The 21,478-nt window shown below is 70.9% G+C and carries 23 protein-coding genes; 3 read left to right on the forward strand and 20 right to left on the reverse strand.

Annotation, left to right across the window (positions count from 1 at the left end):
- Positions 1 to 144 precede the first annotated feature (144 nt).
- Positions 145 to 351 carry a hypothetical protein gene (locus tag ACUP6Y_RS14410; RefSeq protein WP_462551432.1) on the reverse strand — a complete coding sequence of 69 codons (207 nt, stop codon included), beginning with the start codon at positions 349 to 351 and terminating at the stop codon, positions 145 to 147.
- A 74-nt stretch (positions 352 to 425) separates the two neighbouring features.
- Between ACUP6Y_RS14410 and ACUP6Y_RS14415 the strand changes: the two genes are divergently transcribed.
- On the forward strand, positions 426 to 785 hold the full coding sequence (locus tag ACUP6Y_RS14415) for an ArsC/Spx/MgsR family protein (protein ID WP_462551433.1): 360 nt from the start codon (positions 426 to 428) through the stop codon (positions 783 to 785).
- Between the two features lie 97 nt (positions 786 to 882).
- Here ACUP6Y_RS14415 and ACUP6Y_RS14420 read toward each other — a convergent pair whose 3' ends face one another.
- Positions 883 to 2,916 carry a protein meaA gene (locus ACUP6Y_RS14420; protein ID WP_462551434.1) on the reverse strand — a complete coding sequence of 678 codons (2,034 nt, stop codon included), beginning with the start codon at positions 2,914 to 2,916 and terminating at the stop codon, positions 883 to 885.
- Between the two features lie 74 nt (positions 2,917 to 2,990).
- Complete coding sequence (locus ACUP6Y_RS14425) at positions 2,991 to 3,338, reverse strand: STAS domain-containing protein (RefSeq protein ID WP_462551435.1); 348 nt, start codon at positions 3,336 to 3,338, stop codon at positions 2,991 to 2,993.
- Positions 3,339 to 3,470: 132 nt separating this feature from the next.
- Between ACUP6Y_RS14425 and ACUP6Y_RS14430 the strand changes: the two genes are divergently transcribed.
- Positions 3,471 to 4,043, forward strand: a complete 573-nt coding sequence (locus tag ACUP6Y_RS14430) for a cob(I)yrinic acid a,c-diamide adenosyltransferase (RefSeq protein ID WP_462551436.1) — start codon at positions 3,471 to 3,473, stop codon at positions 4,041 to 4,043.
- Positions 4,044 to 4,230: 187 nt separating this feature from the next.
- On the forward strand, positions 4,231 to 7,401 hold the full coding sequence (locus ACUP6Y_RS14435; RefSeq protein ID WP_462551437.1) for a DEAD/DEAH box helicase: 3,171 nt from the start codon (positions 4,231 to 4,233) through the stop codon (positions 7,399 to 7,401).
- A gap of 96 nt (positions 7,402 to 7,497) precedes the next feature.
- Here ACUP6Y_RS14435 and ACUP6Y_RS14440 read toward each other — a convergent pair whose 3' ends face one another.
- The 17 genes from ACUP6Y_RS14440 to rpmE all read right to left on the reverse strand — a co-directional run bounded on the left by ACUP6Y_RS14440 (position 7,498) and on the right by rpmE (position 21,391).
- Positions 7,498 to 8,898 (reverse strand): MFS transporter, encoded by a 1,401-nt coding sequence (locus ACUP6Y_RS14440; protein WP_462551438.1) that lies wholly within the window; start codon positions 8,896 to 8,898, stop codon positions 7,498 to 7,500.
- Positions 8,899 to 8,917: 19 nt separating this feature from the next.
- Complete coding sequence (locus tag ACUP6Y_RS14445) at positions 8,918 to 9,361, reverse strand: DUF2550 domain-containing protein (protein ID WP_462551439.1); 444 nt, start codon at positions 9,359 to 9,361, stop codon at positions 8,918 to 8,920.
- A gap of 18 nt (positions 9,362 to 9,379) precedes the next feature.
- On the reverse strand, positions 9,380 to 9,787 hold the full coding sequence (locus ACUP6Y_RS14450; protein ID WP_462551441.1) for a F0F1 ATP synthase subunit epsilon: 408 nt from the start codon (positions 9,785 to 9,787) through the stop codon (positions 9,380 to 9,382).
- A gap of 2 nt (positions 9,788 to 9,789) precedes the next feature.
- Complete coding sequence (gene atpD, locus ACUP6Y_RS14455) at positions 9,790 to 11,244, reverse strand: F0F1 ATP synthase subunit beta (protein ID WP_462551442.1); 1,455 nt, start codon at positions 11,242 to 11,244, stop codon at positions 9,790 to 9,792.
- Positions 11,245 to 11,277: 33 nt separating this feature from the next.
- Positions 11,278 to 12,195 carry a F0F1 ATP synthase subunit gamma gene (locus ACUP6Y_RS14460; protein WP_462551443.1) on the reverse strand — a complete coding sequence of 306 codons (918 nt, stop codon included), beginning with the start codon at positions 12,193 to 12,195 and terminating at the stop codon, positions 11,278 to 11,280.
- Positions 12,196 to 12,217: 22 nt separating this feature from the next.
- Positions 12,218 to 13,855, reverse strand: coding sequence for a F0F1 ATP synthase subunit alpha (gene atpA / locus ACUP6Y_RS14465; protein WP_462551444.1), 1,638 nt, complete (start codon positions 13,853 to 13,855; stop codon positions 12,218 to 12,220).
- A 71-nt stretch (positions 13,856 to 13,926) separates the two neighbouring features.
- Complete coding sequence (locus tag ACUP6Y_RS14470) at positions 13,927 to 14,733, reverse strand: F0F1 ATP synthase subunit delta (protein ID WP_462551445.1); 807 nt, start codon at positions 14,731 to 14,733, stop codon at positions 13,927 to 13,929.
- Positions 14,733 to 15,296, reverse strand: a complete 564-nt coding sequence (locus ACUP6Y_RS14475) for a F0F1 ATP synthase subunit B (RefSeq protein WP_462551446.1) — start codon at positions 15,294 to 15,296, stop codon at positions 14,733 to 14,735. Before ACUP6Y_RS14475 ends, ACUP6Y_RS14470 begins: the two co-directional genes overlap by 1 nt.
- Positions 15,297 to 15,341: 45 nt before the next feature.
- Positions 15,342 to 15,560, reverse strand: coding sequence for an ATP synthase F0 subunit C (atpE, locus tag ACUP6Y_RS14480; protein WP_036542107.1), 219 nt, complete (start codon positions 15,558 to 15,560; stop codon positions 15,342 to 15,344).
- Between the two features lie 64 nt (positions 15,561 to 15,624).
- Positions 15,625 to 16,422, reverse strand: coding sequence for a F0F1 ATP synthase subunit A (gene atpB / locus ACUP6Y_RS14485; RefSeq protein WP_462551447.1), 798 nt, complete (start codon positions 16,420 to 16,422; stop codon positions 15,625 to 15,627).
- A gap of 16 nt (positions 16,423 to 16,438) precedes the next feature.
- A complete protein-coding gene (locus ACUP6Y_RS14490) occupies positions 16,439 to 16,711 on the reverse strand; it encodes a hypothetical protein (RefSeq protein WP_462551448.1) in 273 nt (90 codons plus the stop codon).
- A 30-nt stretch (positions 16,712 to 16,741) separates the two neighbouring features.
- Positions 16,742 to 17,188, reverse strand: a complete 447-nt coding sequence (locus tag ACUP6Y_RS14495) for a hypothetical protein (protein WP_462551449.1) — start codon at positions 17,186 to 17,188, stop codon at positions 16,742 to 16,744.
- Between the two features lie 70 nt (positions 17,189 to 17,258).
- Positions 17,259 to 18,428: a glycosyltransferase family 4 protein gene (locus ACUP6Y_RS14500; RefSeq protein WP_462551450.1), complete on the reverse strand. Its 1,170-nt coding sequence runs from the start codon at positions 18,426 to 18,428 to the stop codon at positions 17,259 to 17,261.
- Positions 18,421 to 19,125 (reverse strand): L-threonylcarbamoyladenylate synthase, encoded by a 705-nt coding sequence (locus ACUP6Y_RS14505; protein WP_462551451.1) that lies wholly within the window; start codon positions 19,123 to 19,125, stop codon positions 18,421 to 18,423. Before ACUP6Y_RS14505 ends, ACUP6Y_RS14500 begins: the two co-directional genes overlap by 8 nt.
- On the reverse strand, positions 19,122 to 20,009 hold the full coding sequence (gene prmC / locus ACUP6Y_RS14510; RefSeq protein ID WP_462551452.1) for a peptide chain release factor N(5)-glutamine methyltransferase: 888 nt from the start codon (positions 20,007 to 20,009) through the stop codon (positions 19,122 to 19,124). The genes ACUP6Y_RS14505 and prmC overlap by 4 nt, the downstream gene beginning before the upstream one ends.
- Complete coding sequence (gene prfA / locus ACUP6Y_RS14515; protein ID WP_462551453.1) at positions 20,006 to 21,079, reverse strand: peptide chain release factor 1; 1,074 nt, start codon at positions 21,077 to 21,079, stop codon at positions 20,006 to 20,008. Before prfA ends, prmC begins: the two co-directional genes overlap by 4 nt.
- Positions 21,080 to 21,175: 96 nt before the next feature.
- Entirely contained in the window at positions 21,176 to 21,391 is a 216-nt protein-coding gene (gene rpmE, locus ACUP6Y_RS14520; RefSeq protein WP_462551454.1) for a 50S ribosomal protein L31, read from the reverse strand.
- Positions 21,392 to 21,478: the final 87 nt, after the last annotated feature.

Consider the following 21,478-nt stretch of genomic DNA (forward strand, 5'->3'; position numbering starts at 1 on the left):
TCGTCGGTGGTCCAGGTGCGTCATCGCAACGCGGCCGGGCGAGGGCACACCGGGTCATCTGTCGAGTGCGGTCAACGCCGCGAGGTGCGGGCTGGGCGCCCGCCAGGGAGGGGGAGACACGGCCTCGCCGGGACCGGTGAAGGCTCAGGCAGCCTTCTGCAGGGCCTTCTTGGTGACCTTCTTGCCGTCGGCACGCACCAGCACGCGCTTCTTGACGGTGTAGCCCTCGGGGAGCGTTCCCTCCTTGAGCATCCGGATGGGACAGCGACCGCAGCGCGACTTCGACACGCAGCACTTCGTCTTGGGGAGCTTGCGCACCTTCCCCTTCGACTTCCTCTTGTCCTTGCCCACGACCCGAGGATAAGGGATTCAGGGTAGGCAGACCTAACCGGCGTGACGCGCGTCACACATGACAGGCTCGAGTCGTGATCGAGATCTGGCTCAACCCCGCCTGCTCCAAGTGCCGCACCGCCGAGAGCGAGCTCGAGGCCGCCGGCGTCGAGTACGTCGTGCGCCGCTACCTCGACGACCCGCCCACCGTCGCCGAGCTCGAGGACGTGCTGGCCCGGCTCGCCCTCGAGCCCTGGGACATCGCCCGCACGGCCGACGCGAGCAAGCTCGGCGTCACCCTGCCCGCGAGGTCCGCCGAGCACCGCGCCGAGTGGCTCGCGGCGATGGTGGCGCACCCGAAGCTCATCCAGCGGCCGATCCTCACCGCCTCCGACGGTACGACGGTCGTCGGCCGCGACCCCGAGTCGGTCGCCCGTGTCATCGACGCGGGCTGATCGGCCCCGCAGCGGCTGCGCATGGGATTGAGCTGAGCCCGTCGCGCAGCGCCGGCAGGCGGCGCGACCTGCGCGAGCGAAGCGAGCGTCAAGTGACTCAGATCAAACCGTTGGCCTTGCGGATCACCTCGACGATGCCGCCCATGATCTCGGTGAGCCCGAAGTCCTTGGGCGTGTAGACCGCGGCGACGCCGAGCTCGACCAGCGCCTTGCCGTCGGACTCGGGGATGATCCCACCGACGATGACGGGGACCTCGCCCATCCCCGCGGCACGCAGGCCGTCCAGTACCGCCGGCACCAGCTCCATGTGGGAGCCGGACAGGATCGACAGGCCGACGCAGTGGACGTCCTCGGCGACGGCTGCGGCGACGATCTGCTCCGGGGTGAGCCGGATGCCCTGGTAGATGACCTCGAAGCCCGCGTCGCGGGCCCGGACGGCGACCTGCTCGGCACCGTTGGAGTGGCCGTCGAGGCCGGGCTTGCCGACGAGCAGGCGCAGCCGGCCGCCGAGCTCCTCGCCCGTGACGCGTACGGCCTCGCGTACGGCGCTCAGCTCGGCGCCCGCGGCGGCGACACCGACCGCGCCGGCGACACCGGTGGGGGCGCGGAACTCGCCGAAGACCTCGCGCAGGACACCGGCCCACTCCCCCGTGGTCGCGCCCGCGCGGGCGGCGGCGAGCGTGGCCTGCATCAGGTTCTCGCCGGACTTGGCGACCTCGGCGACCTGGGCGAGCGCGGCGGCGACCTCGGCCTCGTCGCGCTGGGCCTTCCACGCCTCGACCGAGGCGCGGGCGGCCTCCTCGGCCTTGGGGTCGGCGGTCATGATCGCGTCGTCGAGGTTCGCGGTCAGCGGCGAGGGCTCGGTGGTCTCGAACCTGTTGACCCCGACGATGGTCTCCTCGCCGGCCTCGATCCGCGCGCGGCGGCGGGCGTGGGAGGAGACCAGCTCGCCCTTCATGTAGTCGACCGCGCCCATCGCGCCGCCCATGGCCTGGACCCGGTCCATCTCGGCCCGAGCGCCGGCCTTGAGCTCGGCGACCTTGGCCTCGATGACGTGCGAGCCGTCGAAGATGTCGTCGTACTCCAGCAGGTCGGACTCGAACGCGAGCACCTGCTGCAGCCGCAGCGACCACTGCTGGTCCCACGGACGGGGCAGGCCGAGCGCCTCGTTCCACGCGGGCAGCTGGACCGCGCGGGCCCGCGCGCGCTTCGACAGCGTCACGCCGAGCATCTCGAGCACGATCCGCTGCACGTTGTTCTCGGGCTGCGCCTCGGTCAGGCCCAGGCTGTTGACCTGCACGCCGTAGCGGAAGCGGCGCATCTTCGGGTCCTGGACGCCGTAGCGCTCCTGGGCGATCTCGTCCCACAGCTCGGTGAAGGCGCGCATCTTGCACGTCTCCTCGATGAATCGCACACCCGCGTTGACGAAGAAGGAGATCCGGCCGACGACCTTCTCGAAGTCGTCGTCGCCGACCTGGCCGGAGCTCTTGACCTGGTCGAGCACCGCGATCGACGTACACAGGGCGTAGGCCAGCTCCTGCGTCGGAGTGGCGCCCGCCTCCTGCAGGTGATAGCTGCAGATGTTGATCGGGTTCCACTTCGGGATGTAGTTGACCGTGTAGGCGATCATGTCGGCGATCAGCCGCAGGGAGGCCTCGGGCGGGAAGACGTAGGTCCCGCGGGAGAGGTACTCCTTGATGATGTCGTTCTGGGTCGTCCCCGCCAGGAGCTTGGCGACCTCGGCCGGCTCCATCTCCGGGTTCTGCTCCTCGGCGACCACCTGGTACATCGCGAGCATCCACATCGCGACCGCGTTGATCGTCATCGACGTGTTCATGTCGGTGAGCGGGATGTCCTTGAAGAGCTTGCGCATCTCGCCGAGGTGCGGGATCGGTACGCCGACCTTGCCGACCTCGCCGCGCGCCATCGGGCTGTCCGGGTCGTAGCCGGTCTGGGTGACCAGGTCGAAGGCCACCGACAGTCCGGTCTGGCCCTTCGCGAGGTTGGTCCGGTAGAGCGCGTTGGACGCCTCCGCCGTGGAGTGGCCGGCGTAGGTCCGCATCACCCAGGGACGGTCCTTGGGCTGGGCAGCCTTCGCGGCGCCGGTGGTTGCGTCAGGCGTGGTGCTCATAGAGCGAAGACTAGGCCGATCGCTACCTGTTGGTAACCGCCGTCCGTGTGGGGTTCTCCACAACGCCGCGCGGGTCAGGCGGGGACCGACTCCCGCTCGAGCTCGATCAGCCGGATCAGGTGGGTGAGGTGGAGCATCCGCCGCACGGCCGGGCGGGCGCCGCGGAGCACCACGCGCACGCCGTAGCGCTGGGCCTGGCGGCTCGCCGCGGCGATCACCTTGAGCGCCGTCGCGTCGACCGAGCGGACCGCGCTGATGTCGATCACGACCGGGCTGATCCGGTCGGTGCCGCAGGCGCGGATGTGGTCGTGGACCGCGGCGCGCAGCTCTCCCGTGCTGCGGACGTCGAGATCGCCCGCCAGGACCAGGACGGGCTCGCCGAGAACGTGCTCGACGCAGATGACGGTGTGCCGTGCTCCCATGGTTCCCTCCCGAGATCGCGATCCGGACAGACGCCCCACACGCCTGTTACCCACCATGACGCTCCGGCAGTCCGATCGGTTGCATCCCGGGCGGAAGTTTTTCGCGGCGCCACCACGACTACCCTCCGAGGCATGGTCAACCTCACCCGCATCTACACCCGCACCGGCGACGCCGGAGAGACCCGTCTCGGCGACATGAGCGTGACGACCAAGACCGACCTGCGGCTGCAGGCCTACGCCGACGTCGACGAGGCCAACGCGGTGATCGGCGTCGCGGTCGCGACCGGCGGGCTCGAGGACGACGTCGCGCAGGTGCTCTTCCGCGTCCAGAACGATCTCTTCGACGTCGGCGCCGACCTGTGTACGCCGGTCGTGCCGGACCCGGAGTACCCGCCGCTGCGCATCGAGCAGGACTACGTCGACCGCCTCGAAGGCTGGTGCGACCACTACAACGAACCGCTGCCCAAGCTGCGCTCGTTCATCCTCAACGGCGGCACCCCCGCCGCGGCCCAGCTCCACGTCGCCCGCACGGTGGTGCGCCGCGCGGAGCGGGCCGCCTGGGCGGCCCACGAGGTGCATGGCGAGGTGATGAACCCGCTGGCGATCACCTACCTCAACCGGCTCTCCGACCTGGTCTTCATCCTCGCCCGGCACGCCAACCGCGAGCAGGGCGACGTGCTCTGGGTGCCCGGGGGCGAGCGATAGCCCGTTGCGTCGCGCGGGTCGCGCTGCCGACGATGCATCGGCGGACGTGACCGTCACGAAGCTCGCCGGGCGCTGAGAGATCGCCGTCGACGCTCGGTCGGCGCGGCCCTGGCGACGCCCGCTGGTCGGCCGTGGCCGCCGGCGGGATCGGTGATTCGTCGGAGGACCGTGCCACGATGAGGGAACCGTGGACGTCCTCGCCGAGCTGACCGACGACTTCCTGGCTCGCCACTTCGATGCCGGGACGCTGGAGCGCGCCCGCGGGATCGTCGCCACGGGCGGTGTCCGGCGCCCGGAGATCGGGATGCGCTCGGCGGCGTCGGTGACCGCGACGGCGGAGGTGCTCGGGAGCCGGGAGACGCCGTACCAGGTCCAGCTGCACGTCGAGGCGCCCAACGCGAGCTACGCCGGCTGGGTCTTCACGGTCTGCACCTGTCCGGTGCGCTCGGTCTGCAAGCACGGTGCCGCCCTGGCGCTGACCCTGCGCCAGACGTTCACGCGGCCGGCCGGCGAGGCGGCCTGGCGGCGCTCGGTCGAGCGGCTGGTGGGCGAGCTGGAGCGACAGCAGCCGGCGGTGCCCGACACGGTCCCCCTCGCGCTCGAGATCACGCTCGACCGCGGCCGCGGCAGCTACCACGCGGCCGGGCCGACCCTGCGGGTGCGCCCACTGCGCCAGGGCAAGAGCAAGCCCTGGATCAAGAGCGGCGCGGAGTGGAGCGACGTGAGCGGCAGCCCGCGCGGCTTCGTGCCGCGGCAGGCCGACGCCCTGGCCGCGCTGCACACCCACTGGGCGGGGCCCCGCGGCTACTACTCCGCCGGCGTGTCCCCCGCGCTCGACGAGTTCGGCGACCAGGTGGTCCGCGCCCTGCGCCACGCGCGCGACGCCGGCGTCACCCTGCTGGCCGCCCGCCCCCTGGTGTCGGTCGAGGTCGCTGACGAGCCGGCCGAGGTCGTGGCCGAGCTCGGCGACATCGAGGGCGGCACGACGATGCGCGCGGTGGTCACCCTCGGCGAGCGCACCTGGCGCGACGAGTCCGTGGTGCTGGTCGGCTCCCCGGCGTCGGTCGTCGGCCTGCTCGACGACGCCGGACACCTCGTCGTCGCCGCGACCACCGCGCCGGTGCCGCCCGCGCTGCGTCACCTGGTCGACGGGCCGCCGATCCTGGTCCCGCCGGCCGACCTCGCCGACTTCCGCGAGACGCTGCCCGGGCTGATGCGGCTGGTGCCGGTGCGCGCCGACGCCTCCACCGTCGAGCTGCCCGAGCCGCTGGCGCCGACGCTGGTGCTCACCGTCTCGTGGCACACCTCCACCAAGGCGGGGCTGGCCTGGCACTGGCAGTACGGCGACGCCCCGGAGCGGAGCTGCCCCCTGAGCAGCCGCGACTCCCTCGGCGGCGTCCGCGACAGCACGGCCGAGCAGGCCCTGCTCGCGACGGTCCCGCCGGCCCTGCTGGCGGCCTCCACCGTCGCCGACGGCGACGCGTTGAGCCTCGCCATCCACGACCTGCCCCACCTGCGCGAGATCGAGGGCGTCCGAGTGGTCGAGGAGGAGCGGCCCGACTTCCGCGAGGCCGACGCGGCGCCCGAGATCCGGTTCGACCTGGTCGAGCCCGATGCCACGGCCACCGACTGGCTCGACCTGGCCGTCACGGTCAGCGTCGACGAGGAGCAGATCCCGCTGCCCGACGTGCTCGCGGCGCTCACCCTCGACCTGGAGTTCCTGGTGCTGCCGAGCGGACTCTACGTCACGACCGACCGGCCCGAGTTCGACCGGCTGCGCGAGGTGGTGACCGCGGCCGCCGAGCTGCGCGAGCGCGACGGCGACCGGATCGGCGTCGGCCACCACGACCTCGGCCTGTGGGCCCAGCTCGCCGAGACGGGCCTCGTCGACGCCCAGGTCGCCGAGTGGGTGGCGCGCGCCCAGGCGCTGCGCGATCTCACCGACATCCCCCGCCCCGAGCCGCGCGGCCTGGTCACCGACCTGCGCAGCTACCAGCGCGAGGGCTTCTGGTGGCTGGCGTTCCTGTGGCAGCACGACCTCGGTGGCGTGCTCGCCGACGACATGGGGCTCGGCAAGACCCTCCAGGTGCTCGCCCTGATCACCCACGCCCGCGCCGAGCGTCCCTTCGACGCGCCCTTCCTCGTCGTCGCCCCGACCAGCGTCGTCACCGCCTGGGCCACCGAGGCCGCCCGGCACGCGCCCGGCCTGCGGGTGGCGGTCGCCTCGCGTCGTACCGACGACGTGGCCGGCCTGGCCCGCGACCACGACGTCGTGGTCACCACCTACACCCTGCTGCGCCTGGCCCACGAGGAGTACGCCGGCCTCGACTGGTCCGGGCTGGTGCTCGACGAGGCGCAGCAGGCCAAGAACCACCAGAGCAAGACCTACCAGGCGATCCGCACCATCGCCGCGCCGTTCCGCCTCGCCGTCACCGGCACGCCGTTCGAGAACCGGCTGATGGAGCTGTGGTCGCTGCTCTCGATCACCGTCCCCGGCCTCTACCCGTGGCCGCGGACCTTCGCCGAGAAGGTCGTGCGGCCGGTCGAGCGCGACGGCGACAAGGTGGTCCTCGACCGGTTCCGCGCGCGGATCAAGCCGTTCCTGCTGCGGCGTACGAAGGAGCTGGTCGCCGGTGACCTGCCGCCGAAGCAGGAGCAGGTGCTCCAGGTCGACCTCGAGGCCGCCCACCGCAAGATCTACGACACCCACCTGGCCAAGGAGCGGCAGCGGATCCTCGGCCTGGTCGAGGACTTCGACCGCAACCGGGTCGCGATCTTCAGCGCGCTGACCAAGCTGCGCCAGCTCGCCCTCGACCCCGCGCTGGTCGACGACGCGCACGAGACCGTCGGCTCCGCCAAGCTCGACGTCCTCGTCGAGCACCTCGCCGAGCTCACCGCCGAGGGCCACCGGGCTCTGGTGTTCAGCCAGTTCACCTCCTTCCTCACCCGGGTCCGCTCCCGCCTCGACGACGTCGGCATCGCCACGACGTACCTCGACGGGACGACCCGCGACCGCGCCGGCGTCATCGACAGGTTCCGCTCCGGAGCCTCCCCCGTCTTCCTGATCTCGCTCAAGGCCGGCGGCACCGGCCTGACCCTCACCGAGGCCGACTATGTCTTCGTGCTCGACCCGTGGTGGAACCCCGCCGCCGAGGCCCAGGCCGTCGACCGCGCCCACCGGATCGGCCAGACCCGCCACGTCCACGTCTACCGGCTGGTCGCCACCGACACCATCGAGGAGAAGGTGATGGAGCTCAAGGCCCGCAAGGCCGAGCTGTTCGCCCAGGTCATCGACGGTGACGGCGCGATGAGCACGTCGATCGGCGCCGACGACATCCGGGGCCTGTTCGCCGACTGACACCTTTCTCCGGGTTGTCGACCCCTGAAAGTCCAGCCGGCGATGACCTGACCCCCGCCAGCCCCGGTCCGGCGAGGAGCAGCTCTCCATCCTGGTTCAGGCCGCGCCCCGCTCCGGGTTGCGGATCAGCAGCCAAGACAGCGCTCCCCCGGCGACCAGCAGCCCCGCGCAGCACAGCATCGCGGTGCGGTAGCCGGCGGCGAAGACATCCGGGCGCTGGTAGTCGGCGCCCGAGAGCCCGACCACGAGCGGCAGCGCGGCGACCGCCAGCAGCGAACCGGCCCGGGCCACGGCGTTGTTGACGCCGGAGGCGACTCCCGCGTGCTCGTCAGGTACGGCGGCCAGCACGGCCGCGGTGAGCGGTGCCACGAGGCAGGCCAGGCCCAGCCCGAAGACGGTGAGCGGCAGCGCGACCTCGGTCCCGTAGTCGAGGTCGGCGCCGACCCGGCTGAGCAGCAGGGTGCCGGCGGCGCACAGCAGCGGCCCGACGGTCATCGGCAGCCGCGGTCCGATCCGGCCGGCGAGCGCGCCGCCGCGCCCGGCGAGCAGCAGCATCACGATCGTGATCGGCAGGGTGGACAGCCCAGCCTCGAGCGGACCGAGGCCGGCGACGGTCTGCAGCTGCAGGACGAGGAAGAAGAGCACGCCGCCGAGCGCGGCATAGGTCAGCAGGGTCATCGCGTTGGCGGCGCTGAACTGGCGCGAGGCGAACAGACCGGGCGGCAGCAGGGGCGCGGGCGAGCGGCGCTCGCCGAACCAGAAGGCGACTGCCGCCGCGAGCCCGACACCGAGCGCGGGACCGGCGACAGCAGGGGCCGTCGTCCACTCGATGAGGGCGTAGGTGACCCCACCGAGGGCGACGGCGCCGAGCACCGCGCCGGCGGCGTCGAAGCCGCGCACCGCCGACGGGTCCTTGGTCTCGGGGACCCGACGGGCCACGAGCAGGGTCACCACGGCCACCGGCAGGTTGATCAGGAACACCCAGCGCCAGCTCACCGCCTGGACCAGCCAGCCGCCGAGGAAGGGGCCGATCGCGGTGGCGACCCCACCCAGCCCGGACCAGGTGCCGATCGCGCGGGACCGGTCGGCCGGGGCGAAGGAGCCCTGGATCATCGCCAGACTGCCGGGCACCAGCAGCGCCGCCGCCACACCCTGCGCGATCCGGGCCAGGATCAGCGCCTCCGCACTCGGGGCCAGGCCGCAGGCGAGCGAGGTGAGCGCGAAGCCGAGGACGCCGACCATGAAGATCCGGCGGCGACCGAAGCGGTCCCCCAGCGAGCCGCCCAGCAGGGTGAGCGAGGCCAGGCTCAGCAGGTAGCCGTTGGAGACCCACTGGAGCTCGCCGAGGCTCGCGTCGAGGTCCTCGCCGATGCGGTGCAGGGCCACATTGACCACGGTGCTGTCGAGCAGCGCGAGCGAGGAGCCGAGGATCGCCGCGGCGAGGACCGTGCGTCCGGTCCGCGACCCGACGGTGACCTCGGCACAGGTCGGATCCACACTCGGAGACTAGTGGAGACTAGCGCCGGTTCCAGTCCGTGCCGGGCGGCATCGCCTCGAGCCAGGACTGGAACCCGGTCAGCGAGGAGACGCTCATCGCGAGCTCGACCTCACCTCGGGGCGAGGTGCAGCGGATCACCAGGTGGTCGGGATAGAGCGAGGCCTGCTCGGTGCCGACCGGCTCGCGGCGGCCGTCGTACTCGAGCTCGTCACGGCGCCAGGAGCGGCGCGGGCGCCGCGAGAGGGTGAAGACCCGGAACCACTCCAGGGTCTCGCCGGAGTAGCGCCCGAGACCGAGGACCCAGCCTCGTCCCGGCGTTCCGGTGCGCAGCCGGTGGCTCAGCTCGAAGGTGCCACCGTTCCTGGAGAGCGTACGGCGCCGGACGATGAGTCCGGCGCCGTACAGCGCACACAGGAGCAGGAGCGCGCCACAGATGTCGAGCAGCCACTCCCACCATGTCATCTGCGTGTCAGTGACCTTCTAGGAGACCTTCTCCGCGGCGCGGATCCGCGCCTCGGCGTGACGCACGCGCTGCTCGGCCTCGTTGCTCGAGTCGAGCACCCGCTTGGCCTCCTCGAGGTCGATGCGCGCCTGGGACACCTCGATGTCCTCGGCGAGCTCGACCCGCTCGGCCAGGATCGACACGCGGTCGCCCGCCACCGACAGGAAGCCACCGTCCACGGCCACGACCACCAGCTGGTTGGAGTTCGCGACCTGGATCTCGACCACGGAGGCCGAGAGCAGCGACAGCGTGGGCGCATGGCCGCGCAGCACGCCGATGTCTCCGTCGAGCGTGCGCGCGATGATCATCGCCGCCTCACCGGACCACACGGTCCGGTCAGCGGCGACGAGCTCGACATGCAGGTGCTCGACCTGGTTGTCAGCCATGATCAGAGGCTCTTCTGGATCTCGGCCCAGTTGCGCTCGACGTCGTCGAGACCACCGCACATGAAGAACGCCTGCTCGGCCACGTGGTCGTACTCACCGTCGGCGATCTTGTTGAACGCCTCGATGGTCTCGGCCACAGGAACGGTCGAGCCCTCGATGCCGGTGAACTGCTTGGCGACGTAGGTGTTCTGCGACAGGAACCGCTGGATACGACGCGCGCGGGACACGATGATCTTGTCCTCCTCGGAGAGCTCGTCGACACCGAGGATCGCGATGATGTCCTGGAGCTCCTTGTTGCGCTGGAGGATCTGCTTGATGCGGATCGCGCAGTCGTAGTGAGCCTGACCGATGTACTGCGGGTCGAGGATCCGCGAGGTCGAGGTCAGCGGGTCGACCGCCGGGTAGATGCCCAGCGACGCGATCTCACGGGAGAGCTCGGTCGTCGCGTCGAGGTGCGCGAAGGTCGCGGCCGGAGCCGGGTCGGTGTAGTCGTCCGCGGGGACGTAGATCGCCTGCATCGAGGTGATCGAGCGACCGCGCGTCGAGGTGATCCGCTCCTGCAGGGTGCCCATCTCGTCGGCCAGGTTGGGCTGGTAGCCGACCGCGGACGGCATCCGGCCGAGCAGGGTCGACACCTCGGAGCCCGCCTGGGTGAACCGGAAGATGTTGTCGACGAACAGCAGCACGTCCTGGCCCTGGACGTCGCGGAAGTACTCCGCCATGGTCAACGCCGAGAGGGCGACCCGAAGACGCGTCCCCGGCGGCTCGTCCATCTGGCCGAAGACCAGGGCGACCTTGTCGAAGACGCCCGCCTCCTGCATCTCGACGATGAGGTCGTTGCCCTCACGGGTGCGCTCGCCGACACCGGCGAACACCGACACACCACCGTGGTTCTTGGCGACGCGCGCGATCATCTCCTGGATGAGCACGGTCTTGCCGACGCCGGCACCGCCGAACAGGCCGATCTTTCCACCCGTCACGTACGGCGCGAGCAGGTCGATGACCTTGATGCCGGTCTCGAACATCTGGGTCTTCGACTCGAGCTGGTCGAAGGCCGGAGCCTTGCGGTGGATGCCCCAGCGCTCGGTGACCTCGACGGTCTCGCCGGCCTCGAGGTTGAGGAAGTCACCCGTGGCGTTGAAGACCTTGCCGAGGGTCACGTCGCCGACGGGGACCGTGATCGGGCCGCCCGTGTCGGAGACGCTCTGGCCACGGACCAGACCGTCGGTCGGCTTGAGGGAGATGGCGCGGACCATGCCGTCGCCGATGTGCTGGGCCACCTCGAGCGGCAGGACCGTGGTCTCGCCCTCGAGGGTGATCTCGGCCTCGAGCTTGTTGTAGATCTCGGGCATCGCGTCGGTCGGGAACTCGATGTCCACGACCGGGCCGATGACCCGAGCGATCCGACCCACCGAGGCCGCACCGCTGGCGGTGGTCTCTTCAACCGTTGCAGTCATGTCTTACTCCGTTTGGTGTTTTCTCTGGTGGGTTCAGTCGTTGGCGGCGGCCTGGGCATCGGCGAGCGCGTTGACGCCACCGACGATCTCACTGATCTCCTGGGTGATGCCCGCCTGGCGCGCCTGGTTGGCGATCCGGGTGAGCTTCTTGATCAGCTCCTCGGCATTGTCCGTCGCGGCCTTCATCGCCTTCTGACGGGCAGCGAGCTCGGAGGCGGCGGCCTGCAGGAGGGCGTAGAAGATCCGGCTCTGGACGTACTGCGGCAGCAGTCCGTCGAGCACCTGCTCGGCCGACGGCTCGAACTCGTAGAGCGGCAGCAGCTCGTCGGCCTCGGGGGCGTCGGTGCCCTCGACGACCTCGAGCGGCAGCAGCCGGATCGCGGTCGGCTCCTGGGTGAGCATCGAGCGGAACCGGGTGTAGACGACGTGGACCTCGTCCACGTCACCCTCTTCACCCTGCTCCTTCAAGAACGCCTCGATCAGCGCCGCGCCGATCTCGGCCGCCTTGTCGTAGGTCGGCTGGTCGGAGAAGCCCGTCCAGGCCCGGACGAACGGACGCCCACGGAACTTGAAGTAGGCCTCCGCCTTGCGCCCCGCGAGGTAGAAGTCGAGCTCCTTGCCCTCGGCCCGCAGCCGCTCGGCGAGGCGCTCGGTCTCCTTGAGGACGCTCGAGGAGTAGGCGCCGGCGAGACCGCGGTCGCTGGTGATGACCAGCACGGCGGCCCGCTTCGGGTTCTCCTCCTCCCGCGTCAGCGGGTGGTCGACGTTCGAGAACGTCGCCACGGCCGACACGGCACGGGTCAGCTCCCGGGCGTACGGCGCTGCCGCCTGTGCCCGCTGCTGCGCCTTGATGATCCGGGACGCAGCGATGAGCTCCATGGCGCGCGTGATCTTCTTCATCGACTCCGTCGACTTGATCCGCGCGCGGTACTCACGCAGCGAGACGGCCATTAGAGATCACTCCCCACGTCGGTCAGCCCCGCTTCTGCTTGACGATCTGCTCCTGCTCGAGCTCGTCGTCGGCAAGCGCCTCGGCCTCGGGCTCGTGCCCGACCTTGATGCTGCCGCCGTCGGAGGTCTCGAACTGGGTCAGGAAGGAGTCGTACGCCGCCGCGAGGCCGTCCTCGTCCTCGAACTTCTGCGTCTCGCGGATGGCGGCCAGGATGCCGTCGTGCGAGCGGTGCAGGTAGTCGAGGAACTCGCGCTCGAAGCGCAGCACGTCACCGGTGTCGACGACGTCGAGGCGACCGGAGGTGCCGAGCCACAGCGACACGGTCATGTCGGCCAGCGGGTAGGGCGAGTAGGCCGGCTGCTTGAGCAGCGCCATCAGCCGCTGACCACGGGCCAGCTGCTGCTTCGACGCGGCGTCGAGGTCGGAGGCGAACATCGCGAAGGCCTCCATCGCGCGGTACTGCGCGAGATCGACCTTGAGCGAGCCGGTGACGGCCTTCATCGCCTTCGTCATCGCGGAGCCACCCACCCGGGAGACCGAGATGCCGACGTCGATGGCCGGGCGCTGGTTGGCCGCGAACAGGTCGGACTGGAGGAAGATCTGGCCGTCGGTGATCGAGATGACGTTGGTCGGGATGAACGCCGAGACGTCGTTGGCCTTGGTCTCGATGATCGGCAGCCCCGTCATCGAGCCGGCACCGAGCTCGTCGGACAGCTTCGCGCAGCGCTCCAGCAGGCGGGAGTGCAGGTAGAAGACGTCACCCGGGTACGCCTCGCGGCCCGGCGGACGACGCAGCAGCAGCGACACGGCGCGGTAGGCCTCGGCCTGCTTGGTCAGGTCGTCGAACACGATGAGGACGTGCTTGCCGGCGTACATCCAGTGCTGGCCGATGGCCGAGCCGGTGTAGGGGGCGAGGTACTTGAAGCCTGCGCTGTCGGAGGCCGGGGCGGCGACGATGGTGGTGTACTCCAGCGCGCCGGCCTCCTCGAGGGCACCCCGCACGGAGGCGATGGTCGAGCCCTTCTGGCCGATGGCGACGTAGATGCAGCGGACCTGCTTCGACGGGTCGCCCGACTCCCAGTTCTGCTTCTGGTTGATGATCGTGTCGATCGCGACCGTGGTCTTGCCGGTCGCGCGGTCGCCGATGATCAGCTGGCGCTGGCCACGGCCGATCGGGGTCATCGAGTCGATGGCCTTGATGCCGGTGGCGAGCGGCTCGTGGACCGACTTGCGGGACATGACGCCCGGGGCCTGGAGCTCGAGGGCGCGGCGGCTCTCGGTGGCGATCTCGCCGAGACCGTCGATCGGCTTGCCGAGCGGGTCGACGACGCGGCCGAGGTAGCCCTCGCCGACGGGGACCGAGAGGATCTCGCCGGTGCGGCGGACCGTCTGGCCCTCCTCGATCTTGTCGAAGTCACCCAGGATGACGACACCGATCTCGCGCTCTTCGAGGTTCAGCGCGAGGCCGAGCGTGCCGTCCTCGAACTCGAGGAGCTCGTTGGCCATCGCCGACGGGAGGCCCGCCACACGGGCGATGCCGTCACCGGCGGACGCGACGGTGCCGACCTCTTCCTTGCTCGCGGCCGCGGGCTGGAAGTCAGCGACGTACTTGGCGAGGGCGTCGCGGATCTCGTCCGGACGGATGGAGAGTTCCGTCATCTCAGGTGCCTTCTCTCTTGTCTACAGCTGTGAAGTCGTGGGTGGTGCGGCGATCAGCGGGTCGACCGGGGTCAGCCGGCGATCTTGCGGCGAGCGTCGTCGAGGCGAGCCAGGACGGTGCCGTCGATGACGTCGTCCCCGATCTCGACCTTCATGCCGCCGAGCACGCCGGCGTCGACGACGATGTTGAGATGCACCGGGCGGCCGTACTGGCGCGTCAGTGCGGAGGCGAGGCGCTGCTGGTCGCCCTCGGCGAGCGGGCGGGCGACGTGGACGGTGGCCACGCCCTCGCCCTGCACCTGCGCGGCGGTGCGCTCGTAGTCCTCGAGCGCGGCGACGACGGTGCGGTAGGAGCCGGACAGCGCCTGCTTGACCAGCTGGGCGGTCGTCGGGAGCACCTTGCCGGCGAGCAGGGTGTCGACGAGGGCGCCCTTGTCGGCAGACGAGCGGACCGGGTCGGAGAGCGCGTTGCGCAGGTCGCTGCTGCCGTTGACCAACTGGCGCACGGCGAACAGCTCGTCGACCAGGGTGGCGCCCTGCAGGCCGACCGACCGGACGGCGGCGACGACACCGAGCTGCTCCAGCGCGTCGGCGAGGTCACGGGCGCGGGTCCAGCGCCGGCCGACCGCGTCTCGCAGCAGGCCGAGGGTGGCCGCGTCGACCTTGCCGGTGAACAGGTCGCCGACCAGGCCCGAGCGGGCCTCGGCCGGAACCGACTGGTCGGTGACGACCCGCCGCAGCGCCGCCTCGGCCCGCACGGTGCGGGCCGCGTAGAACAGGTCGCCGGCCACCGCCGAGGCCGACGCCTCGGCCACCCCACCGACCTGGTCGGTGAGGGCGGCCATGGCGTCTGCGGAGGCGCCGCGGAAGGACACCATCAGGCGTCCTTGCCCGCGTCGGAGGCGTCCGCCGTCTCGAGCTCGGCGAGGAACCGCTCGACGACGCGAGCCTGACGCTCGTCGTCCTCCAGCGACTCACCCACGATGCGACCGGCGAGGCCGGTGGCGAGGGAGCCGACCTCGGCACGGAGCGAGGTGACCGCCTGCTGGCGCTCGGCCTCGATCTGCGCCTTGCCGTGCTCGAGGATGCGGGCGGACTCGGCCTGGGCCTGGTCCCGCATCTCGGCCACGATCGCGGCACCCTGCTCACGCGCCTCCTCACGGATGCGAGCGGCCTCGTGGCGGGCGTCGGCCAGCTGCTGCTCGAGCTCGGCCAGCTTGGCGTCCGCCTCGGCCTGCTTGGTCGCGGCCGCGGCGATGCCGCCTTCGATCGCCGCGGAACGCTCGGCGAACGTCTTCTCGAAGTTCGGGACGACGAACTTCTTGATGGCGAAGAAGAGGATCGCGAACACCACGAGGGCGAGCACGATCTCGATCCACTCGGGGACGAGCGGGTTGTGCTCTTCGCCCTCAGCTGCGGCGATCACCAAAAGTGACTTCATTGACCTGACCTAGATCTCGGGCTGACAGGAGGCGGCCGGTTCGGCTCAGGTGTTGCTGGCCTTGAGGACGAACGCGAGGGCGATGCCGATGATGGCGAGGGCCTCGGCGAGCGCGAAGCCGAGGATCGCGATCGACTGGAGGCGGCTCTGCGCCTCGGGCTGGCGGGCAACGCCGTTGATGTACGCGGCGAAGATGAGACCGATGCCGATACCCGGGCCGATGGCGGCCAGGCCGTAACCGATCATGTTGAGAGAGCCACCCATGGCTTCTTTCCTTTCGGGTTGTTTTCTCGTGGTGAGAACTGTGGGGTTGTGGTCGAGCGGAGGATCAGTGCTCGTCGGCGAGCGCGCCCTGGATGTACATGGCGTTCAGCAGGACGAAGACGTAGGCCTGCAGGAACTGGACCAGGATCTCCAGGAAGCTCACGAGGATCGCGAGCACCCACGCCAGCGGGCCGGCGACGTAGCCGATCCCACCGACGTGCTCGATGAGGTAGAGGCCACCGGTCGCGAACAGCGCGAGCAGGATGTGGCCGGCGAACATGTTGCAGAACAGACGCAGCGCGAGCGTGACCGGGCGGACCAGGATGTTGGAGAAGAACTCCAGCGGGACCAGCAGCGGGTACATCACCGGGCTCACGCCGGAGGGGACGCTCTGCAGCTTCAGGTAGCCGAGGAAGCCGTGCCTCGCGATGCCGACGCCGTTGTAGACGACCCAGGAGAGCCCGGCCAGCGCGTAGGCCATTCCGGCGCGGCTGAACGTCGGGAACTGGATGAACGGGATGGTCGCGAAGATGTTGTTGACCAGGATGAAGAAGAAGACCGTGACCAGGTAGGGCACGAACTTCTGGAAGTCGTGGCTGCCGATGATGTCGCGGGCGACGCTGTTGCGGACGAAGCCGTAGGCGCCCTCGCCGGCGAACTGCAGCTTGCCGGGGACCAGCGCGCGCTTGCGCGCGGCGAGGAAGAAGAAGCCGAACACCACGATCGCGGCGAGGAACAGCTGGACCATCGGCTTGGTGACCTCGGTGCCGGCGATGCCGGGCAGGTCGAACAGGCTGGGCCCCGGGGCGGTGTAGCCCTCTCCACCCTCGGCGGCGATGGTGGCACTGGCTGCGATGGTCACCAGGTCTCCTCTACGGTCACTGCTCGTCGGAACTGTCGGGCTTGGGGCTGTCGGGTGGAGCTGGTGCTTCTGGTGATGCCGGTGGCACAGGAGCGATCATGCGGAACCGCCTGGCCGTCATGAAGATCCCCAGCGCGGCACCCGCGAGAATGCCCACCGCCACGAGGAACGTGGTGCCCAGCCAGCGGTCTGCGAGCCAACCGAGAAAGCCGTAGAAGGCGACCCCGGCCACGACGTAGCCGAACGCATGCCACGGATCGCCCTGGGGCTTCTCCTCGGGCTGACTCATTGCGACCCGGACAATAGCAGCAGCTCCGGGTCATCGCGCACCGCCCTCGACCGAGGCACCGGGACGCGGCTCGAAGGCCGGGATCCGCGCCGTCGTGGCCAGCACGATCTGCACCGCCATCCACACGAACGCGCCGAGGATGATGGCGATGCCGACCCAGGTGCCGTCGAGCTCGTCGTCGAGCAGGCCGGACCCGTCGAGCGCGACGAAGACGAGCGCCATGAGCACCACCTGGAAGGTGTAGGTGAGCATCGCGAACAGCAGCGAGGCCGCCGGCATCAGCCGCGAGACCAGCTCGACGGCGAAGGACCCGAAGGCGAAGACGCCCACCGCGATCACTCCCCCGACGGCGGCGCCGAGCGCGGCGGACGAGCCGGCGACGAGAGCGGCGACCACGACGAGCAGCACCGCGGCGGCGGCGGCCACCAGGGCCGCACGCGACACCACGCGGTGTGTCCGGGTCTCGGTCGTCAGCATCGGCGGCCGTTCTGCTCGGGTGCGTCCTGGGCGGTCTCGGAGACTGCTCTCCGGGAGTTCGTGAAAGTTATCACAAAGTCCCGGAGGCCTCCGAATCGGGGGTCGGCTCCGGCTCCCTGACCACCTCCGCGGGGTCGTGGACGTGGGGCAGCGCGAAGGTCAGCACCAGAGTCACCACCAGGCTCACGCCGAGGCCGGCCCACACCACCGGACCGGTGAACACGCTGGCCAGGACCACCCCGAAGGCGATCAGGCCGGCCCACAGCCACATGATGATCACCGCGCGACGGTGGGAGTGCCCGATCTCGAGCAGCCGGTGGTGGAGGTGCTGCTTGTCGGGGGCGAACGGCGAGCGCCCGGCCCGCGTGCGTCGTACGACGGCCAGCACGAGGTCGCCCAGCGGCACGATCAGGATCAGGATCGGCAGCGCGAACGGGAGCAGCACGGGCAGCAGGCTGGAGCGGGTGCCGTCGGCGCCCTGCGCGAGATCGCCGGGCGCGAACTGGGTGGTGATGGTGATCGCGGTGGCCGAGAGGACCAGGCCGATCAGCATCGACCCGCTGTCGCCCATGAACAGCCGCGCCGGGTGGAAGTTGTGGACCAGGAAGCCGACGCAGGCGCCGGCCAGCGCTGCCGACAGCAGCGCCCCGGTCGTCGCCCGGCTGACGTCGTTGAGGACCGACAGCGCATAGCAGAACAGGAAGAAGGCCGAGGCGCTGATGCCGATCACGCCGGCGGCCAGCCCGTCGAGGCCGTCGATGAAGTTGACGGCATTGACGGTCGCCAGGACCACGAAGGCGGTCAGCAGCGCACCCTGGCCGAGGTCGAGGGAGAAGACCTCGCCGGTGGCCTGGTAGAAGTACTTGAACTGGATGCCGGCGTAGACCAGCACCCCCACCGCCAGCACCTGGCCCCCGAACTTGGTGAGCGCGTCGAGGTCGAAGATGTCGTCGACCACGCCCACCGCGCAGACCAGGGTGCCGGCCACCAGCACCGACAGCGCGTCGTCCGAGAACGGGTTGCGGGTGCTCAGGAAGGGCAGCTGCTGGGCCACGAGGTACGCCGCCCACAGTCCACCCAGCATGGCCAGCCCCCCGAGGTAGGGGATCGGCTCGGCGTGGACGTCGCGGTCGCGCACCTTCGCCACCGCACCCGTGCGCAGCGCGATCTCCCGGGCGACGACCGTCAGCAGGTAGGTGACGATCGCCGCGACGAGGAAGACGACCAGGTACTCACGCATCGGCGGGCGCGGCCTCCTGCCCGTCCGGCTCGTCACCCGGCTCGACCTGGACGGTGACGCCGAGACCAGCGAGCGCCTCGTCCAGGTCGGCCACCGAGATCGCGCCCAGCCGCAGCAGCCGGGGCCGCTCGCCGGTGGCGTCCACGATGGTCGACGCCACGCCGCCCGGCGAAGCGCCGGCGTCGACGACGATCGCGACCGACTCCCCCAGCATCTCGATCGCGGCGTCCGCGTCGAGCGCGGCGGGGCTGCCGGACAGGTTGGCCGAGCTCACCGCGAGCGGACCGGTACGGTCGAGCAGCTCGCGGGCCACGGCATGGTCGGGCATCCGGACCGCGACCGTGCCGCGGGTCTCCCCCAGGTCCCACTGCAGCGAGGGCTGCTGGTGGCAGACCAGGGTCAGCGCGCCGGGCCAGAACCTCGCGACCAGCGGGGCGACGTACGCCGGCACCCGGGTCGCGAGCGCCTCGAGCGTGCCCGGCGTGGCGACCAGCACGGGCGGCGGCATCTCCCGGCCACGCCCCTTCGCGGCCAGCAGCCGGCTGACGGCCTCGGCGTCGAAGGCGTCGGCGCCGACGCCGTAGACGGTGTCGGTGGGGAGCACGACCAGGCGGCCCAGCCGGACGGCCCGGCTCGCCGCGTCCAGCGCCGCCTCGCGCTCCTCGTCGGTCTCGGTCGGGAACCGCTCGGCACTCACGCGCTCCATCCTTCCACTGTCTCGTCACCGTGACGTGGGCGGCGTGCCGTGGTGAACCGCGGCCGGCCGGCGAGGTCGCGGTGGTCGCGGACCTCCTCCCAGCGGGCACCACGGCTGAACACGGCCGGCGCGGACTCGCCCTGGGCGTCGGCGTGCTCGACGCCCACCACGCCTCCGGGCCTGAGGAGCACGGTGCCGCGCCGCGCGATCACGCGGATCGCGTCGAGACCGTCGTCGCCGGAGAAGAGGGCGAGGTGGGGGTCGTGGTCGCGGGCCTCGACCGCCACCGACTCCCAGGCCTCCAGCGGCACATACGGTGGGTTGCTGACCAGGACGTCGACCTGGCCGGCGAGGTCGTCGAAGGCCGTGGCGAGATCGCCGAGGCGCAGCTCGACGCCGGTGCCGGCCAGGTTGCGCTCGGCCCAGGCGTGGGCCGGCGGGTCGAGCTCGACGGCGAACACGCGGGCCTCGGGCACCTCGTCGGCGATGCTCTTCGCAATCACGCCGGAGCCGGTACACAGGTCGACGACGACCGGTCGCGCTCCCGTCCCGGCGAGGGTCGTCGCCTGCTCGACGGCCCAGCCGGCCAACAGCTCGGTCTCCGGGCGCGGTACGAACACACCGGGACCGACCGCGACCTCGACGTGCCGGAAGGCGGCGGTGCCGAGGAGGTGTTGCAGCGGCTCCCGGGCGGCGCGGCGGGCCAGCAGGTCGTCGTACCGCTGGGCGTGGTCGGGGGTGGGCTCGGGGGCGAGGACGAGCCGGCCGCGGGTGGTGCCGAGCACGTGGGCGAGCAGCTCGGCGGCGTCGTGGTCGGGGCTGGCGACCCCCGCCGCGGCGAGTCTCTCGGCAGCGGCGCGGAGCAGCTGTCGGGTGTCGCTCATTCCTCGAGCGCCGCGAGCCGGGCGGCCAGGTCGGCCTCGACGCACGAGTCGAGGATCGGCTGGAGGTCGCCGTCGAGCACCTGGTCGAGGTTGTAGGCCTTGTAGCCGGTGCGGTGGTCGGAGATCCGGTTCTCCGGGAAGTTGTAGGTGCGGATCCGCTCGGAGCGGTCGACGGTGCGGACCTGGCTGCGCCGCGCGTCGCTGGCCTCGGCATCAGCGGCGTCCTGCGCGGCCTGCAGCAGCCGCGCACGCAGGATGCGCATCGCCTGCTCCTTGTTCTGCAGCTGCGACTTCTCGTTCTGGCAGCTGACCACGATGCCCGTCGGCAGGTGCGTGATCCGCACCGCCGAGTCGGTCGTGTTGACGCTCTGCCCGCCCGGACCCGAGGAGCGGAAGACGTCGATGCGCAGGTCGTTGTCGTTGATCTCGACGTCGACCTGCTCGGCCTCCGGCATCACCAGGACGCCGGCCGCGCTGGTGTGGATCCGGCCCTGGGACTCGGTGACGGGGACCCGCTGCACGCGGTGGACGCCGCCCTCGTACTTGAGCAGGGCGTACGGCGTCTGCCCGGGCTCCGGGCTGCCGGTGCTCTTGACCGCCACCGTGACCGACTTGTAGCCGCCCAGGTCGGACTCGGTGGCGTCGAGGACCTCGGTCTTCCAGCCACGGCGCTCGGCGTAGCGGCCGTACATGCGGAGCAGGTCGCCGGCGAACAGGGCGCTCTCCTCGCCGCCCTCCCCCGACTTCACCTCGAGCAGCACGTCCTTGTCGTCGGCCGGGTCACGCGGCACCAGCAGCCGGCGCAGCCGCTCGGCGGCGTCCTCGCACTGCTCGTCGAGGGAGTCGGCCTCGGTCGCGAAGGCCGGGTCGTCGCCGGCCAGCTCCCGCGCCGCCTCCGCGTCCTCGCCGTACCGCTGCCACTCGCGCCAGGTCGCGATCACCGCGTTCAGCTCGGCGTAGCGGCGGTTGAGGGTGCGCGCCAGCCGGGCGTCGGCGTGGGTCTCGGGAAGCGCCAGCTTCGACTCGAGGTCGGCGTGCTCGGTGAGCATGCCCTCGACGGCTTCGAACACCTGGTCTCCTTCGGCTGCATGAGTTCCCTGACAAGGTCGAACAAATACGAAGCGCCGGCCGTCCGCGATGTGCGGACGGCCGGCGCTCGGAGACGGCTACTTCTTGCCGACGTTGGCGTAGCGGGCCTCGAAGCGGGCGACGCGGCCGCCGGTGTCGAGGATCTTCTGCTTGCCGGTGTAGAACGGGTGGCACTGCGAGCACACGTCGGCGTGGATCGTGCCGGACGTCGCGGTGCTGCGGGTGGTGAACGAGGCGCCACAGGTGCAGGTCACCTGGGTCACGACGTAGTCGGGGTGGATGTCCTTCTTCATGGTGTCCTCTCACGGGGGTCCGGGTCGCCCTGCGGGTTGCGGAGCGTGAACCGGAGCCAACAGTCGATTCTACGGACAGCGGGCACG

The sequence above is a fragment of the Nocardioides sp. S5-5 genome (assembly GCF_054954065.1).

Excerpts from the sequence above, each read along its gene's own strand:
- ACUP6Y_RS14420 (WP_462551434.1), bottom strand. The coding sequence starts at position 2,916 with ATGAGCACCACGCCTGACGCAACCACCGGCGCCGCGAAGGCTGCCCAG.
- ACUP6Y_RS14425 (WP_462551435.1), bottom strand. The coding sequence starts at position 3,338 with ATGGGAGCACGGCACACCGTCATCTGCGTCGAGCACGTTCTCGGCGAG.
- ACUP6Y_RS14430 (WP_462551436.1), top strand. The coding sequence starts at position 3,471 with ATGGTCAACCTCACCCGCATCTACACCCGCACCGGCGACGCCGGAGAG.
- ACUP6Y_RS14445 (WP_462551439.1), bottom strand. The coding sequence starts at position 9,361 with ATGACATGGTGGGAGTGGCTGCTCGACATCTGTGGCGCGCTCCTGCTC.
- ACUP6Y_RS14450 (WP_462551441.1), bottom strand. The coding sequence starts at position 9,787 with ATGGCTGACAACCAGGTCGAGCACCTGCATGTCGAGCTCGTCGCCGCT.
- atpD (WP_462551442.1), bottom strand. The coding sequence starts at position 11,244 with ATGACTGCAACGGTTGAAGAGACCACCGCCAGCGGTGCGGCCTCGGTG.
- ACUP6Y_RS14460 (WP_462551443.1), bottom strand. The coding sequence starts at position 12,195 with ATGGCCGTCTCGCTGCGTGAGTACCGCGCGCGGATCAAGTCGACGGAG.
- atpA (WP_462551444.1), bottom strand. The coding sequence starts at position 13,855 with ATGACGGAACTCTCCATCCGTCCGGACGAGATCCGCGACGCCCTCGCC.
- ACUP6Y_RS14470 (WP_462551445.1), bottom strand. The coding sequence starts at position 14,733 with ATGGTGTCCTTCCGCGGCGCCTCCGCAGACGCCATGGCCGCCCTCACC.
- ACUP6Y_RS14475 (WP_462551446.1), bottom strand. The coding sequence starts at position 15,296 with ATGAAGTCACTTTTGGTGATCGCCGCAGCTGAGGGCGAAGAGCACAAC.
- atpE (WP_036542107.1), bottom strand. The coding sequence starts at position 15,560 with ATGGGTGGCTCTCTCAACATGATCGGTTACGGCCTGGCCGCCATCGGC.
- ACUP6Y_RS14490 (WP_462551448.1), bottom strand. The coding sequence starts at position 16,711 with ATGAGTCAGCCCGAGGAGAAGCCCCAGGGCGATCCGTGGCATGCGTTC.
- ACUP6Y_RS14495 (WP_462551449.1), bottom strand. The coding sequence starts at position 17,188 with ATGCTGACGACCGAGACCCGGACACACCGCGTGGTGTCGCGTGCGGCC.
- ACUP6Y_RS14500 (WP_462551450.1), bottom strand. The coding sequence starts at position 18,428 with ATGCGTGAGTACCTGGTCGTCTTCCTCGTCGCGGCGATCGTCACCTAC.
- prmC (WP_462551452.1), bottom strand. The coding sequence starts at position 20,009 with ATGAGCGACACCCGACAGCTGCTCCGCGCCGCTGCCGAGAGACTCGCC.
- rpmE (WP_462551454.1), bottom strand. The coding sequence starts at position 21,391 with ATGAAGAAGGACATCCACCCCGACTACGTCGTGACCCAGGTGACCTGC.